The sequence below is a fragment of the Lacibacterium aquatile genome, from assembly GCF_042683105.1.
GTDB lineage: Bacteria > Pseudomonadota > Alphaproteobacteria > Elsterales > Elsteraceae > Lacibacterium > Lacibacterium aquatile.
In genome coordinates this window covers 1-16,110 of record NZ_JBHUIP010000003.1, presented here as the reverse complement: position 1 = coordinate 16,110, position 16,110 = coordinate 1, and the positions used below count along the sequence as shown (strand labels likewise).

General features: G+C 63.5%; 14 protein-coding genes. 10 read left to right on the top strand and 4 right to left on the bottom strand.

The features are described from left to right. The first annotated feature begins 3 nt into the window (after positions 1–3). The 6 genes from hrcA to ACFSM5_RS01940 all read left to right on the top strand — a co-directional run bounded on the left by hrcA (position 4) and on the right by ACFSM5_RS01940 (position 5,299). Positions 4–1,053: a heat-inducible transcriptional repressor HrcA gene (gene hrcA / locus ACFSM5_RS01965; protein WP_379874550.1), complete on the top strand. Its 1,050-nt coding sequence runs from the start codon at positions 4–6 to the stop codon at positions 1,051–1,053. 35 nt (positions 1,054–1,088) lie between these two features. After that, entirely contained in the window at positions 1,089–1,673 is a 585-nt protein-coding gene (gene grpE / locus ACFSM5_RS01960) for a nucleotide exchange factor GrpE (RefSeq protein WP_379874549.1), read from the top strand. Positions 1,674–1,793: 120 nt separating this feature from the next. Next, the gene (locus tag ACFSM5_RS01955) at positions 1,794–2,243 is read left to right on the top strand and encodes a hypothetical protein (protein ID WP_379874548.1); all 450 of its coding nucleotides are present in this window, start codon (positions 1,794–1,796) and stop codon (positions 2,241–2,243) included. 12 nt (positions 2,244–2,255) lie between these two features. Beyond that, a complete protein-coding gene (locus tag ACFSM5_RS01950) occupies positions 2,256–2,723 on the top strand; it encodes a cupin domain-containing protein (protein ID WP_379874547.1) in 468 nt (155 codons plus the stop codon). A gap of 85 nt (positions 2,724–2,808) precedes the next feature. Continuing rightward, positions 2,809–4,071, top strand: a complete 1,263-nt coding sequence (locus tag ACFSM5_RS01945) for a tetratricopeptide repeat protein (RefSeq protein ID WP_379874546.1) — start codon at positions 2,809–2,811, stop codon at positions 4,069–4,071. A gap of 76 nt (positions 4,072–4,147) precedes the next feature. Next, positions 4,148–5,299, top strand: a complete 1,152-nt coding sequence (locus ACFSM5_RS01940; RefSeq protein ID WP_379874545.1) for an SEL1-like repeat protein — start codon at positions 4,148–4,150, stop codon at positions 5,297–5,299. A gap of 12 nt (positions 5,300–5,311) precedes the next feature. Here ACFSM5_RS01940 and ACFSM5_RS01935 read toward each other — a convergent pair whose 3' ends face one another. Together ACFSM5_RS01935 and purD are read right to left on the bottom strand one after the other, a co-directional pair. Next, positions 5,312–6,445 carry an NAD(P)/FAD-dependent oxidoreductase gene (locus ACFSM5_RS01935; RefSeq protein ID WP_379874544.1) on the bottom strand — a complete coding sequence of 378 codons (1,134 nt, stop codon included), beginning with the start codon at positions 6,443–6,445 and terminating at the stop codon, positions 5,312–5,314. A 5-nt stretch (positions 6,446–6,450) separates the two neighbouring features. Beyond that, complete coding sequence (gene purD, locus ACFSM5_RS01930; RefSeq protein ID WP_379874543.1) at positions 6,451–7,719, bottom strand: phosphoribosylamine--glycine ligase; 1,269 nt, start codon at positions 7,717–7,719, stop codon at positions 6,451–6,453. Positions 7,720–7,881: 162 nt separating this feature from the next. Here purD and ACFSM5_RS01925 point away from each other — a divergent pair, with 162 nt between their 5' ends. The 3 genes from ACFSM5_RS01925 to ACFSM5_RS01915 are packed head-to-tail and all read left to right on the top strand — an operon-like array spanning position 7,882 to position 10,901. Continuing rightward, positions 7,882–8,613, top strand: coding sequence for a GNAT family N-acetyltransferase (locus ACFSM5_RS01925; protein ID WP_379874542.1), 732 nt, complete (start codon positions 7,882–7,884; stop codon positions 8,611–8,613). 9 nt (positions 8,614–8,622) lie between these two features. Then, complete coding sequence (xseA, locus tag ACFSM5_RS01920) at positions 8,623–10,107, top strand: exodeoxyribonuclease VII large subunit (protein ID WP_379874541.1); 1,485 nt, start codon at positions 8,623–8,625, stop codon at positions 10,105–10,107. After that, the gene (locus ACFSM5_RS01915; protein WP_379874540.1) at positions 10,107–10,901 is read left to right on the top strand and encodes a M23 family metallopeptidase; all 795 of its coding nucleotides are present in this window, start codon (positions 10,107–10,109) and stop codon (positions 10,899–10,901) included. The genes xseA and ACFSM5_RS01915 overlap by 1 nt, the downstream gene beginning before the upstream one ends. Before the next feature lie 153 nt (positions 10,902–11,054). Here ACFSM5_RS01915 and phoR read toward each other — a convergent pair whose 3' ends face one another. Next, on the bottom strand, positions 11,055–12,428 hold the full coding sequence (gene phoR / locus ACFSM5_RS01910; RefSeq protein WP_379874539.1) for a phosphate regulon sensor histidine kinase PhoR: 1,374 nt from the start codon (positions 12,426–12,428) through the stop codon (positions 11,055–11,057). Positions 12,429–12,441: 13 nt separating this feature from the next. After that, a complete protein-coding gene (locus ACFSM5_RS01905; RefSeq protein WP_379874538.1) occupies positions 12,442–14,709 on the bottom strand; it encodes an NADP-dependent malic enzyme in 2,268 nt (755 codons plus the stop codon). Positions 14,710–15,597: 888 nt separating this feature from the next. Here ACFSM5_RS01905 and ACFSM5_RS01900 point away from each other — a divergent pair. Further along, the gene (locus tag ACFSM5_RS01900; protein ID WP_379874537.1) at positions 15,598–15,939 is read left to right on the top strand and encodes a MarR family winged helix-turn-helix transcriptional regulator; all 342 of its coding nucleotides are present in this window, start codon (positions 15,598–15,600) and stop codon (positions 15,937–15,939) included. Positions 15,940–16,110 lie beyond the last annotated feature (171 nt).

The window sequence follows — 16,110 nt, the reverse complement described above, 5'->3', positions numbered from 1 at the left end:
ACCATGAGCTCCATCAGCCAACTCAACGCGCGATCCCGGCAGATCTTCCGGCATATCGTCGACACTTATGTCGAGACGGGGGAACCGGTTGGCAGCCGCACCCTGTCGCGCAAGCTGGCTCAGCATCTCTCGCCCGCCACCATCCGCAATGTCATGGCGGACCTGGAAGACGCGGGCCTGCTTTTCTCGCCCCATACGTCCGCCGGACGCCTGCCGACCGAGGCCGGGCTGCGGCTGTTCGTCGATGGCTTGCTGGAGGTCGGGCGTCTGTCCGATGACGAACGCGCCTCGATCGATGCGCAATGTGTGTCTTCCGGCCGCTCGCTGCCCCAGGTTCTGGAAGAGGCTTCCAGCACCTTGGCAGGTCTGTCCCGTTCCGCCGGGCTCGTGATGGCGCCGACCTCCGACGGTGGCCTAAAGCATATCGAGTTCGTACAGCTTGCCCCCGGCCGCGCGCTTGTCGTGCTGGTGACCGAGGACGGGCTGGTTGAGAACCGGATCATCGAAGTTCCGCTGGGACTGCCGACCTCCACCCTCACCACCGCCGCCAATTATCTCAATGCCCATCTGGCGGGTCGCACCCTGACCGAGACGCGGCAGTTCATCGTTCAGGAAGCAGCCGATCAGCGCGCCGCTCTTGATGAGATCACCTCGCGTGTGGTGGAGCAGGGGCTGGCGGTCTGGGCTGAAGCGGCGGGGAGCAGCCGCGAGGGTTATCTTATCGTGCGCGGGCAGCATAACCTGCTCGAAGACGTCTCGGCGCTGGAGGATCTGGAGCGTATCCGGGGGTTGTTCCAGGCGTTGGAAGCACGGGACGGCATGCTGAAGCTGCTGGATGCGACCCAGACCGCAGACGGCGTGCAGATCTATATCGGGGCGGAAAACCCGCTCTTTGCCCAGGCGGGTTGCTCGGTAGTGCTTGCCCCGTATAGAAACAGTCGCGAACAGATCGTCGGTGCCATCGGCATCATCGGACCGACCCGGTTGAATTACGCCCGGATCGTCCCGATGGTGGATTATACCGCCCAGGTTATCGGGCGCATGCTGGGCTGACTTATGGTTTTGCCTATTAGGAAACGAGAGACCTTATGACCGAAGAGACCACTCCCGAAACCGGGCGTCCCGACCAGACCGCAGATACCGCTGCCGCTGCTGAACCGGCCGCCGTCTCGCCCGAGGCGCGGATCGTCGAGCTGGAAGAAGAACTGGCGCGGCTGAAGGATCAGGCCCTACGCGCCCTGGCCGAAGGCGAGAATATCCGCCGCCGTGCCGAGCGCGAAAAGGAAGAAGCCGGGAAATATGCCGTCGCCTCGCTGGCCCGCGATCTGGTTTCGGTTGCCGATAATCTGCATCGCGCCATTGCCGCCGCCCCGGCTGCCGATGCCCGCGACGAGACCCTGGCCAACATCCTGACCGGCGTCGAAGCGACTGAGCGCGAACTGCTGGCGGCCTTCGAGCGTCGCGGCATCAGCAAGCTGGAGCCGATGGGTCAGAAGTTCGACCCGAACCTCCACGAGGCGGTCTTCGAAGTCCCCGGCACCGGCCAACCCGCTGGGACCGTGGTCCAGGTCCTCCAGGCCGGTTTCACCATTCACGACCGTCTGCTGCGCCCCGCCATGGTTGGCGTTGCCAAGGGCGATGACACCGCCACCAAGGTCGATACGACCGCTTAAGGGCCACAAACCCTCGTCACCCCGCACTTGATGCGGGGTCTATCCGAAGCGGTAACGCTTGAGAGAGATCCCGGCTCTAAGGCCGGGATGACTATCATCAAGAACAGGAGAAGAAAACCGATGCGCACCATCCTGGCACTGACTCTGGCCCTGGCAACTCTGCCGACCCTGGTCCAGGCAAAGGATTTTGCCATCGCGATCAACTCCCACGGGGATCCTGTCCGCAACCGCAAGGGCGGCGAGGCCCTGATTGCGGGCTGCCCCGGCCTGCAGGACAATATCGACGGCATCTTCGGCGTTTCGGTCTGGGACAAAGGTGCCGACGGCAAGGATCTGCAGCTTCCCATCGGCTGGTCCGAGGCGGTGCGCGTGGTCGTGCGGACTCGCCCCGACTTCAAGGTCAAGGATGCCCGTAACAAGGTCCTGACCTTCCTGGTGGGTGGGAACGAGGTCAACGGGGGCTTCCTGACCCGCGACAAGACGGCGGCGCCGCTCTGCATCATGGATATCGCCCGCACCGGCAACAGCACTCAGTACCTGAAGTCGCTGCCCGCCAATCCTCTGCGCTAATCGGCGGATAGCATGGCGATCATCACTCCGAACAAGATGATCGTCGAGGATGGGCACCCCGGCGATCCCTGTGGCCCCAGCCGCAAGCTGATCATCGGCGATGCCGGTGGTCTGACCCAGTTCGGCACCTTCGTCCATATCCTTGCCCCCGGCTCCAGTTCTTCCCTGAAGCATTGGCATGCGGGCGAGGATGAAATGATCTTTGTCCTGGCCGGTGAGGTCACCGTCATCGAAGGGGATGTCGCAACCCTGCTGCATCCCGGCGATGCCGCCACCTTCAAGGCGGGCGACGCGGTCGGCCATCGTGTCGAAAACAGAAGCGGAACCGAGGTGCGCTTCCTCGTCATCGGCACGCGTATCCCCGCCGACACCATCACCTATCCCGATCATGGATTGCTTCTGCGTTACGACGAAGCCGATCCGCGCGGCAGTTGGAGCGACCTCAACGGCGCACCCGCCCGGAACCCCTATATCGGATAGCGCCCCGCTGAAGGTCGCTAGCATCCTGCAGCCGTTGATTGTAGAAAATACACCCCGACACCGCTGCTAAGACCCGCGATCCACCATGATGAGATTTCCGACTTGGGCCGCTCTCGGCCTTTTGCTGACCCCGTTTGCGACGCCGGTCTTTGCTGATCGGTTGGATGATGCCCGCATCGCCTATCGCGAAGGTGACGTGGTCCGGGCCGAGCGGCTTCTGAAAGAGCTGATCGCCCAGAAAGACGGCCGCGCCTATAGCGTGACGGCTGACGCTTATTACTATGGGGTCGGAGTTGCTCAGAACTATGAAGCGGCCGCGGAAAACTTCCGCAAGGCGGGCGACATGGGCGATCCCTATGGCACCACCATGCTGGGACTTCTCTATTTCCGGGGCACTGGCGTCGCAACGGATTTCGAGAAAGGTTTGGCACTGTTCCAAAAGGCGGCCAATGCCGGCTTTGCCATGGCGCAGCGCAACCTCGGCATCACCTATCATGAGGGGCGGGCGGTCGAGGAAAATCCCGGGCTCGCCCGGCAATGGCTGCAGAAAGCAGCCGATCAGGGGGACATACTCGCACAGTGGCACCTGGGGAACTTCTTCCTATTGGGCCGGGGCGGAGTGAAAGATCCGGCACAGGCAGCCCATTGGTATACAAAAGCCGCCGATAAGGAGTTGCCCGAAGCCGAGCGGGAACTCGGCAAGCTCTATTGGATGGGCACAGGGGTGAAAAAGGATCCGCAGGAAGCGGTGTTCTGGTTGGAGCGGGCCGCGCGGCGGCAAGACGTCCAAGCCCTCTACTGGATGGGACATGCCTATACGGATGGCTATGGTGTTCCCAAAGATCCGGAAGCGGCGCTTGCCCGATGGCGACAATCAGCCGAACTCGGCCAACCGGACGCTGCCGCTCGCGTGGGTTTTCATTATTTTAACCTTTCAAAGCCGCTGCTCCCCGAGGATCAGGCTCAGGCTCTGAAGTTTTTCAAGCTCGGAGCAGAACGCGGCAACCATCAAAGCCAGTTCGGATACGGCTATATGCTTTTTAACGGCCTCGGTGTCGCCAAGGATTTCCAACAAGCGCTGGGATGGTTCACCAAAGCCGCCCATCAGAGCCATCGGATGAGCATGGTCATGGTTGCTTTCATGAATGCCAACGGAGTGAGCAAAGCCGTCGACGATCAAGAAGCCTTCGCCTGGCTGCTTGCTTCTGAGGGGCTGGATCCAGAGCTCACTCCGAGCCAGACCAAGATCTATCAGGACGTCTACAAACTGGTAAATGACCGCATCACGTCGGACCGCCGGTTCAACGCGATCATGCAGGCCCAGACCATTAAGGCCACGCTTAAGTAGCCCCTGGATTCTTCCAGTTCAACTTACACGGCGCATCCCATAAGTTTGTTCGTCATCCGATGGAACGAGGGATGTGATGGGGAAGCTTGGGGGCGCCGTTTTGCTGATATGCCTGGGGCTACTGGCCGGTCCGGCGCTGGCCGACCGTCTGTCGGATGCCAAGATGGCGTTCCAGGATTCCAATCCCGAACGGGCGGTCGCTCTGCTGCGGCCCCTGGTCGCCGCCGGTAATCCCGAGGCCATGTCCCTGCTGGCCGAGGCGCATTATTTCGGCATCGGGACCGAGCAGAGCTTCAAGACCGCCATTGACCTTTATAGCCGCGCCACGGCGCTCGGTCATATCCCCTCCACCGCCATGCTGGGGGCCTGCCTTGTGCGCGGCGATGGCGTGCCGGTCGATCTGGAGCGCGCCGTCGGCCTGCTCACCACAGCAGCCAAGGCAGGCGATCCGGTCGGCCAGCGCAATCTGGGCCTGCTGTATCTCGATGGGCAAGGTGTCACCCAGGATGACGGCGCGGCGCGCCTCTGGATCGAAAAGGCGGCCCTGCAGGGCGACAGCCAGGGCGAGCTGCTGCTGGGCCACCTCTATCACACCGGCAAGGGAGTTGAGCGCGACGTCGCCCAGGCCGCCGCCTGGGTCACCAAATCGGCCGACCGCGGCAATCCGGTTGCCCAGCGCGAACTCGGTAAGCTCTATCGCAACGGCGAAGGGGTGAAGAAGGACGCGTTCGAAAGCGCCTTCTGGCTGGAAAGCGCCGCCCGCAAGGGAGATGGCGAAGCGCGCAATCTGATGGCCTACGCCTATTATGCAGGGCTTGGTGTGCCGGTGGACAAGGAAGAGGCCATCACCCGCTGGCGCCGCTCTGCCGAGCTGGGCGACCGGCTGGCCCAGCATAACCTCGGGCTGATCTATCTCGACGGTAAGGATGTTCCCAAGGACACCGCTGCCGCTTACGACTGGTTTCTGCGCGCCGCGCGCCAGGACTATCAGGTGAGCATGCTGCTGATTGCCCAGATCCATGGCCGGGGTCTTGGCCGCCCACGCGATCCGGTGACGGCCTATGCCTGGTTGCTGCTGACTAAAGGCGTCAAGGACACGCTGCCCGCCGCCGATCAGAAGATCTACGACGAGTTCGAAACCACCATCCGCGCGACTCTGACCATTGAGGAAGCCGCGCTCGCGCAACAGAAGTCGGTGGAGTTGAAGGCTGGGCTCCAGCGGTCATAAACCGACATAAGTCTACCCCCGGAAACGGGCCGGGGTCAGTTCCGCCGGATCGACCCCTTCAACGATAAGATCGCCCGGCACCGCCTCGCCCAGGATCAGGGCTGCCGAGAGACGCGCCATCCCATCTGCGGTCTGGATGCCATAGCCGCCCTGGCCCACCAGCCAGAAGAAGCCCGGTGCAGCCGCCTCGAACCCGACCACCGGCAGACCGTCGGCCACGAAACTCCGCAGTCCCGCCCATTTGTGCAGCAGGCGGCGAATCGGCATGGTCGTCGCCTCCTCGATGCGATAGGCGGCAACGGCGAGGTCATATTCATCCGGCTGCACATCGCAGGGCTCGACCGGGGTTTCATCGGCAGGTGAGCCAAAGATCCGGCCTGCATCCGGCTTGAAGTAGAATTCCTGATCGATCTCATCGACCAGCGGCCAGTTGGCCGACTTGACATCGTCGGGCGGATCGAACAGCAGCGCCGTGCGCCGCTTGGGGATCAGCCCAACCGTCGCGATGCCCGCCAGTTCAGCGACCTTGTCGCCCCAGGCCCCGGCGGCATTGACCAGCACCCGCGTACGCAGGATGCCGCTCGCCAGCTCCAACTCCCAGAGATCGCCCACCTTGCGGATAGCACGCGGCGCAGCCTCGCACCGCAATTCGACCCCGCCCGCCTTCGCACCTTTGAGATAACCCTGGTGCAGCCCGTTGACGTCCATGTCCAGGGCGCCGGGCTCATAAACCGCGCCGTCGGCATATTCCGGCTTGATCACCGGCACCATGGAGAGGGTTTCGGCCACACCGAACCGCTCCACCGCGCCATGCGCCTTCCCCATCTCGAAAAACGCATCGAGGGTCGCGCGCTTCTCCGGCAAGGCGATGGCCAGCGCACCGCGCGGTCCGATCAGCGCATGATCGGCAAAGCCCGTGGGCGGGGTGGTCAGGAAGGCGCGGCTGCCACGGGTCAGGGCCCGGATCACCGCCGGACCATAGGTTTCCGTGAAGATCGCCGCCGACCGGCCCGTCGAATGGAAACCGGGCGCAAGCTCCTGCTCCAGAATCACGACCGACCGCCTGCCCGCCAGATGATAGGCCAGCGAGGCCCCGGCCATACCGGCGCCCAGAATGACGACATCGACGGTGGCTGGATCGCTCATCGACATCAGCCCAGGGCGCGCCAGGCGATATCGCGACGGCAGAAGCCGTCCGCCCACTGGATCTTATCGACACCGGCGTAAGCGGCGGTCCGCGCCTCGGCCAGGGTCGGTGCCATGGCGGTCACGGCCAGCACGCGCCCGCCATTGGCGACCAGCTTGCCGTCCTTTGTGGTCGTACCGGCGTGGAACGTCATCACGCCATCAACACTATCGGCCGCTTCGATCCCCGTGATCTCGCCGCCTTTTTTGGGTTCGCCCGGATAGCCTGCGCCCGCCAGGATGACGACCAGCGCCGGATCTTCCCACCAGCGAACATCGACATCGCCCAGCGTACCCTTCTGCGAGGCGACAAGCAGCGGGAACAGATCGGACTGCATCCGGCGCATCAGCACTTCGCATTCGGGATCGCCGAAGCGCACGTTATATTCAATCAGCTTCGGCCCGGCCTTGGTGATCATCAGACCGGCGAACAGCACGCCCTTGAAGGCGCAGCCCTCGGCCGCCATCGTGCGCACCGTCGGCAGCACGATCTCCTCCATGGTCCGGCGCTCCATCTCCAGCGTGAAGATAGGAGCGGGGGAATAGGCGCCCATGCCGCCGGTATTCGGCCCCTGGTCGCCGTCGAAGGCGCGCTTGTGATCCTGAGCGCCGATCAGCGGCAGCGCGGTCTTGCCGTCCACCAGGGCAAAGAAACTGACTTCCTCGCCCTCCAGGAACTCCTCCACCACCACCTCGGCCCCGGCGGCCCCAAAGCGCCCGTCTTCCATGGCTTCCGAGACAGCAGCGATGGCCTCATCGACCGTCAGCGCCACGGTCACGCCCTTGCCTGCCGCCAGACCATCGGCCTTGACAACGATGGGGGCGCCCTCGGCCCGGATATAGGCCTTGGCGGCCTCGGCATCGGTGAAGCGCTGATATTTTGCGGTCGGGACCCCGGCCTTGGCAGCCAGATCTTTCATGAACCCTTTTGAGCCCTCGAGGCGGGCGGCCGATTTGTCCGGCCCGAAAGCGGGGATACCAGCCTCTGCCAGCGCATCGACGATCCCCAGGGTCAGCGGCTCTTCCGGCCCAACCACCACGAAACCGATGCCTTCCTGCTTGGCAAAATCGACAATACCAGCCACATCGCTTGCGGCGATAGGTACACAGGTTGCGCTGTTCGCGATGCCGGGGTTACCTGGAGCACAATAGAGGGAACTGACCAGGGGCGACGCCTTGAGCTTCCACACCAACGCATGTTCACGGCCACCGCCGCCGACTACCAGAACCTTCATCTCGGCACCACTTCCAATGCTTTCCCGTAGACTGGGCTTTTCCGCAGACTGGGCTTTCCCACAGGCTGGGCGACTTTGTAGCATGGGTGATGTTGAGAATGTCTTGCCATTCGTGAGGATTGCGCCCTGCTGATCGAGTTCCCGGACCTCACCGCACCGACATTGACCGGCTTGGAGCGCCTGCTGGCGCCCCACCCGGTGTTCCGCCTCTATTTCCATGCCGCCGTCGCTGCCGGGGAACGCAACCGTTCGGCATACCTTTCGGATGATGGCACGGGTGCTGCGCTGGCGATCAGCTTTGCCAAACAAGGCATCCGTACCCTGATCGGCGAGCTGCCTGACGATATCATACGCGCGCTCGCCAATCTGCCGACGGTGGGGGAACTGCACCTAGAGGCTCGCCACCTGGAAGCTGCCAAATCCGTGCTGAGCGGGCGGATCAAGAATACCCGCGGCCTGCGCTACTACGCCCGTCCGACGGAACGGATGGAGGTCGATCCCCGGTGTCGTCGCCTGACCCCGGCGGATCATGCCCTGGTGTCGCATTTCTTCGACAGTTTCTATCCGGCGGCGATCTTTTCGCCCTGGATGCTGGAGGGGCCCTTCATCGGACTGTTCAAGGACGGACAGCTGCTGGCCTGCGGCGGGGTCGTGGCCCAGGCGAAGGGCGCAGCGAACATCGGCAATTTCCTGACCCACCCCGCCCATCGCGGTCGGTTCCTGGGCAAGACGGTGCTGTCATGCCTGATCAACACCTTGGCCGAAGATGGCATCGGCGAGGTGACGCTGGGCACCAATCAGGACAATCTGTCGGCCTGCCTGCTCTATGAAGCTTTTGGATTTCAGATGGTGGAGGAGCGCCTGCAACTCGACCTCGGAGGTCCGAGGGTCTAAAAGAGGGGCATGAGCGAACCCGAGGTTACCCATAACGTCCCCGAATTCACCGTCGGTCAGATTTCCGGCGCCCTGCAGCGCACGGTCGAACAGGCCTTTGCGCGGGTGCGGGTGCGCGGCGAAATCTCAGGCTTCAAGCGTGCGCCCTCCGGCCATCTCTATTTCAACCTCAAGGACCAGGATGCCGTCCTGGGCTCGGTCTGCTGGAAGGGGGTCGCTGCCCGCCTGCCCATGCGACCCGAAGACGGCATGGAGGTCATCGCCACCGGCAAGCTGACGACATATCCCGGCCAGTCGAAATATCAGATGGTTGTCGATGGGATGGAGCTGGCGGGCAAGGGCGCCCTGCTGGCCCTGATCGAAGAACGCAAACGCCGCCTTGCCGCCGAAGGTCTGTTCGATCCGTCGCGCAAACAGAAGCTGCCGTTCCTGCCCAAGGTCATCGGCGTCGTGACCTCCCCGACCGGCGCCGTCATCCGCGATATCCTGCACCGCCTCGCCGACCGTTTCCCGCGCCATGTGCTGGTCTGGCCGGTTCTGGTCCAGGGCGAGCAGGCAGCATCCCAGATCGCCGCCGCCATCGATGGCTTCAACCGGCTTGAGGTCGGCGGAAGCGTCCCCCGGCCCGATGTGCTGATCGTCGCGCGCGGCGGGGGTAGCATCGAGGACCTGATGGCCTTCAACGAGGAGATCGTGGTGCGCGCGGCAGCTGCCAGCGCCATTCCGCTGATCTCCGCCGTGGGGCATGAAACCGATACGACGCTGATCGATTTTGCCTCCGACCGCCGGGCGCCGACCCCGACCGCTGCTGCCGAAATGGCGGTGCCGGTGCGGGCGGAGCTGCGCGGCTATATCCAGGAACTCGGCCACCGCCAGACCCAGTCGATCAGCCGCCAGCTGGAGCGGCAGGCAACTCATCTGGCTGGTTTGGCACGCGGACTGCCCGATCCGCAGAGCGTACTGGATACGGCCCGTCAGCGCCTGGACGACCGTGCAGAACGCCTGGCCCAGGCTGTCGCGGGGCTGACGCGCGACGCCCGTAATCGCCTCGCCACCCTGTCGGCCCGCCTGCCTCACCCCCAGGCGCAACTAGCCCTGTCGCGCTCGCGTCTGGAAGGCCTTCAGGCCCGCCTGCGGCTGGAGCCGATCCGCGCCGAAATCGCCCGCGAACAGGATAAACTCGCCAAGCTCGCCGGACGCCTGCCGCTGCTGGTCGCCCAGGTGCAGGGGCGGGAGGAGGAACGGCTGGCCGGGCTGCGCCGCCTGCTGGAAGGCTATTCCTACAAAGGTACGCTGGCGCGCGGCTTTGCCGTCATCCGCGATGCGAACGGCCATGCGGTGACCGAGGTCGCAGCCCTCAAATCCGGGCAGCCGGTCGATATCGAACTGGCGGACGGACGCAAGCAGGCGGTTGTCGGCGGTACTCCTTCAAAACCGCGCCCCGCTACTCCAACGCCCCCCTCTTCAACGCCAGGCCAGGGGAGCCTGCTCTAATGCTCAAAACCATTATGGCTGGCGTGCTGCTGGCGACACCCGCCCTTGCGCTCGATCTCGACCGTGTGCCCGAACAGGGGATGCTGATCCGGGGCAAGGTCTCTCCGGGTACCAAGGTGACACTCGACGGCGGCCCTCTGACCGTCAGCCCGGCGGGCGATTTCGTATTCGGCATCGGGCGCGACGCCAAGGGCAGCGTCACCTTGAAGGCGGGCGCCGAGACCAAGCGGTACGAGATCAAAACCCGCAGTTTCAAGATCGACCGCGTCGACGGGCTGCCCCAGGACAAGGTGACGCCCGATCCGTCGGTAACCGAACGCATCACGGCGGAGGCCGCCAAGATCCGGGCCGCGCGCGAAAAGGAAAGCGCCCAAACCGGCTTTGCCCAGGCGTGGCAATGGCCCGCGCCCGGACGTATCAGCGGGGTCTATGGCAGTCAGCGCGTGCTGAATGGCGAGCCGCGCACGCCGCACTATGGCACCGACGTCGCGGCACCGACCGGAACTCCCGCTTTGAGCCCCGTGGATGGCACCATCGTGCTGGCAGAGGCGGATCTGTTTTTCACCGGCGGCACGGTCATGATCGACCATGGCCAAGGCGTGCAGTCGGTCTTCGCCCATCTGTCGACGGTGGACGTCCAGGTCGGGGATGTGGTGAAGCGTGGGCAGAGCGTCGGCAAGATCGGCATGACCGGGCGCGCCACCGGCCCGCATCTGCATTGGGGCGTCTATTGGCGCCGTACTCCCGTCGACCCGGCCGGACTGGTGCCAGCAGAACCGCCAAAGCTAAAGTAGCTGGATAGTTTCACACAGATAAGGATGGCGAAGCCATTTAGAGAAAGATCCAGGTGTCGCGCACCGGGATGACGGTTCATGTTTGTGCGGGTTTTAGAGGCGACGGCACCGAGCTCGGCAGGCAAAGGCAGAGACGCCTCTTCAGGTCGAGCGCTACCCCTTGGGGAAGAGGATGGTGAAGGTGGTGCCCTTCCCCACCTCGCTATCAATGGTCAGGCGACCACGATGGCGGCTGACGATGTGTTTCACGATGGCAAGCCCCAGGCCGGTACCGCCCGCCGAGCGCGAGCGGGCGGGATCGACGCGATAGAAACGCTCGGTCAGGCGCGGCAGATGTTCGCGCGCAATCCCTTCACCATCGTCGGTGACGCTGAGGACGATCCCCTGACCTGTCTGCGACAGGCGGACCTTCACCTGACCACCGGTGCGGCCATATTTGATCGCGTTGTCGATCAGGTTCTGCACAAGCTGCGCCAATTCGTCCCCATCCCCCAGAATCACGGCCTTGCCGTCGAGATCGAGGGTCAGGGTGGTATTCTTCGCGGCGGCAATCTGCTGCAGAGCCGCGGCGGTACGGCCCACCACCTCGTCCAGGATTACCTTGTCGGTCGGGATTTCATGTTCGCGCTGCTCAATGCGCGACAAGGATAGAAGATCGACCACGAGGCGCCGCATCCGTTCGGCCTGCTCGCGCATGATGCCGAGGAACTTGTCGCGCGCGGCGGCATCATCCCGGGCGGGGCCCTGCAGGGTTTCGATGAAGCCCAACAAGGTCGTCAGGGGAGTGCGGATTTCGTGGCTGGCATTGGCGACGAAGTCGGCGCGCGTCTGCTCCACCCGACGCTGGGTTGTGACATCATGCAGGGTCATAACGCCGCGCATATCGTCGGGCCCGGTATCGGCCAGCTTGCTGACGATCAGGGTGAATTCCCGCTCGATCGGGGCGGGTAGGGTCAAGGTCGCAGCCGCCCGCCCCTCGCCCGCCAGGACCGCCTGCAAGGCCGTCACGATATCGGGCTGCCGGAACAGGCCAAAGAGGTCGCGGCCCGGACCGGCTTTGAACTGATCCATCGCCGCCTTGTTGGCAACGACGATCTGCCCCAGGGCATCGAAGGCAAAGACAGGATCGGGCACGGCATCCAGGATATCGGAACGCGCCATCAGCAGATGTTCCAGCTGCCCGGTGCGGGTGCGGAAGTCACTCACAAGATCGGCCACCGCCTGAGCAAGGTCACGGACTGGCGGACTGCCGAAGCGGGCGGTTGACGGGATAGACGCCGGTTCCTGGGCTAGGCGCTGGGCGAAATCCCGCAGATCATAAAGCGCGCGGGCGTGGCGGCGCGCCACCAGCGTGTACCAGCCGACAAAAAGCGCCGCGAGCAAAAAGGTCGTCCCCGTCTCGAACTCCCCCTGCCAAGCCCCGACGATCAGCAGCAGAAAGATCGGCGCGACGAGTTGGGTGACGCCCAAGGCAATCCGGGTGAATGGCAGGCGACCGCGAGTCTGCGTAAAACTATCGCCTGCCATTCCAACGCCCCTACTAGCTACGCACTTCGGAAGCGGCAATCGCCGCCATGGTCACGATGTCTGAGACAGAGGCGCCCATCGGGACGATCTGCACCGGCTTGTCCAACCCCATCAGCAGCGGGCCGATCACCACGCCGCCGCCCAGCTTGGCCAGAAGCTGCGAGGCAATGGAGGCGCTGTGAAGCGCCGGCATCACCAGCACATTGGCCGGACCCGACAGGCGGCAGAACGGATAGAGCTGGCGCATCAGATCATAGTCCAGCGCCACTTCGGCCGACATTTCGCCGTCATATTCGAAGTAGAGCTTGCGACCATCGAGCAGCTTGACCGCATCGCGCACACGCTCGGCCTTTTCCGCCATCGGGTTGCCGAAGTTGGAGAAGGAGAGCATGGCCACACGCGGCTCATGCCCCATCGAGCGCGCCCGCGCCGCCGTCTGCACGGCGATATCCGCCAGGGTTTCGGGCGTCGGCAGCTCATGCACCGTGGTGTCGCTAATGAACAGCGCCTGACCGCGCATCAGGACCAGCGTCAGGCCGAACAGCCGCTCGCCCGGACGCACGTCGATGGCCCGGCGCACTTCTTCCAGCGTCGTCGTATAGGTGCGGGTCACGCCGGTCACCATGGCATCGGCATCGCCGAGCGCGACCATGCAGCCGCCAAAGACGTTGCGATCCTGGTTCACCATGCGTTGGCAGTCGCGGAACATGAAGCCCTGGCGCTGCATACGGCCATAGAGGTAGTCCGCATAACGCTTGTTGTTGCGGGCGATCTTGGCGTTGGTGATTTCGAGGTCTTCGGCGCCCTGAAGACCTGCTGTGCGGATGGTTTCCTGCACGCGGTCTTCGCGCCCGACCAGCACCGGCGTGCCGAAACCGGCGGACCGGAAGGCCAGCGCGGCACGGATCACCCGCTCCTCCTCGCCCTCGGTGAAGACAACGCGGCGCGGCTTGTCGCGCACGCGGTCGAACAGCCCTTGGAGGGCGGCGCCGGTACGGTCGAAGCGGGCCGCAAGCCCCCGGGAATAGGCATCGAGATTATCGATGCGCTTCTTGGCGACGCCACTGTCCATTGCCGCCTTGGCAACGGCGGGCGGAACGGTGGCGATCAGACGCGGATCGAAGGGGACGGGAATAATATAGTCCGGCCCGTACATCAGCTTACGCCCGGCATAGGCGGCGGCCAGTTCCTCGGGCGCCGGTTCGCGGGCGAGGCGGGCGATGGCATGCACCGCCGCGATCTTCATCTCGTCATTGATCTGCGAGGCGCGCACATCGAGGGCGCCGCGGAAGATATAGGGGAAGCCCAGGACGTTATTGACCTGGTTGTTATAGTCCGAACGGCCGGTGGCGACGATGGCGTCGCTGCGGATATCCGCGACCTCTTCCGGGGTGATCTCCGGGTCGGGATTGGCCATCGCGAAGATGATCGGCTTGGCGGCCATGCCGGCGACCATCGGTCCGGTCAACGCGCCCTTGGCGGACAGGCCGAAGAAGATATCGGCGCCCTTCATGGCATCGGCCAGGGTCCGCGCTTCGGTCTTCACCGCATGGGCCGACTTCCACTGGTTCATGCCCTCGGTGCGGCCCTGATAGATGACACCCTTGGTATCGCAGAGGATGACATTCTCATGCGGCATGCCCAGCGACTTGATCAGCTCGACACAGGCAATCGAGGCCGCGCCCGCGCCATTCACCACCATGCGCGCCGACTTGATGTCGCGGCCGGTCAGATGCAGGGCGTTCAGGAGGCCAGCGGCGGCGACAATGGCGGTACCGTGCTGGTCGTCATGGAAAACCGGGATGTCCATCAGCTCGCGCAGGCGCTGCTCGATGATGAAACATTCCGGCGCCTTGATATCTTCGAGATTGATGCCGCCAAAAGACGGGCTGAGGTAACGCACCGAATTTACGAATTCATCGACGTCACGGGTATCGACGCAGATATCGATGCCATCGATATCTGCAAACCGTTTGAAGAGGACACCCTTGCCCTCCATCACCGGCTTGGAGGCCAGCGCGCCAAGATCGCCCAGGCCCAGCACGGCGGTACCGTTCGACACGACGGCGACCAGATTGCCCTTGGCCGTGTAATCATAGGCGGTCGACGGATCCTCGGCGATGCGCAGGCAGGGAACCGCCACACCGGGCGAATAGGCGAGCGAGAGGTCGCGCTGCGTCGTGAGGGCCTTGGTCGGCGTTACTTCCAGCTTGCCGGGGCGTCCCTGGGCATGAAAAGCCAGGGCTTCGGCGTCTGTCACCTTACGGTTGCTTTGGTCCATCTTCCTCGTCTCTTCCCATCATCGATTTTTTGGCCGGTCGGTCCGGCACTTTAGCTGACCCGAGCAGAACCCGATGCGGGAGCAAATGCAAGGCTAGCCTGCTTTCTTATTATGACAGGATGACATTGCGGCGCGAAGAAATCGCTTGCAACCAGAGGATATATCCGATATCGGATACATAGCGGTCGGCGAGGACGGCGCCTTTCCGCTTAATTTCCCTCAAGCATCTTCATCCCATCGTTTCCGCAAAAGGAGCTCGCCATGAGCATCGGTTTGTGGGGGCTGCTGTCTCGCCTTTGGCTGGGACGGAACGCTGCCTCTTCGCAGCGGGTCCCCTTTCTCGACCCCGAAAAGCTGAATCCCCATCTTGCAAAGGATATGGGATTGGCACGTCACGGGGATTTTTCTTGCCTTCATTCTTCCGACATCGGAAGATTTCCCCGCTCGTCCGGCAGTCAGCTGGGCTGGTGACGCCTTAAGGCGTCCCTTCCAACCTTTTCCAAGGAGTAAACTCATGTTGATCACTTTTATGAACCCGATCGCCGATAAGGCCCGACGCATGTCGCCTTCTTATCAAGCCCGTTCTGTTTGCCCGTCCCAGGCACAATTCCAAACGAGTCGGTGTTCCAATGTTGTTGATCTCTACGCTCTTCCGCCTTCCGGGCGGCCGTAAGCTTTATCTCGAAGTAGCCCGTCTGCCGTCCGATGCTCCCTTCTGGGAAGCACGACGCGCTTCAGGGGAGGTCCTGATATGGCTTGGTCGCTTGCATCTGATCTACACACCGGCGGGCTGGTTGCCCGCGAGGGCGTCCAATGACGTCCCGGCCGGTTGTCCTGGGTGAACACACCCATCCTGGACCGCATTCTCGCGACGAGATCGCGATTTTGATGCGCGTCCTTGAAGAGTTCCGCAAGCTCGACCCCGACCTGCCCATCCAATATGCGCTGTCGTTTCTCACACTCGCATCGAACGAGGGCCTGTCGCTGGGCGAGCTTGCGTCTCGCCTCGACATCGCCCAAAGCTCAGCCTCGCGCAATGTCGCGGCGCTAAGCGCCTGGCATTCTTTTGGCAAACCCGGTCTCGATCTGGTCGAAGCCAAGGAAGATCCGCGCGAACGCCGCCGCAAACTGGTGACTCTGACCCCCAAGGGGCATGAGCTGATCGAACGCCTGCGCGACATCCTCTCGCCTCCGGCCCCGCTGAAAGCCAGCAGCGCGGCGGCGGAATAAGCCGCTCAAAGAAATGCTCGTCATCCTCGGACTTGATCCGAGGAGCTTGGGTGGCCGAACTCCGTTCGGCTTCTCGACGCGGCTTGCCTACACGAGATCCTCGGATCAAGTCCGAGCAACTGTGTTGAGTTTGGTCAAGCGGGTATCATCAGGAAGGCCTTTTTGTCTCTG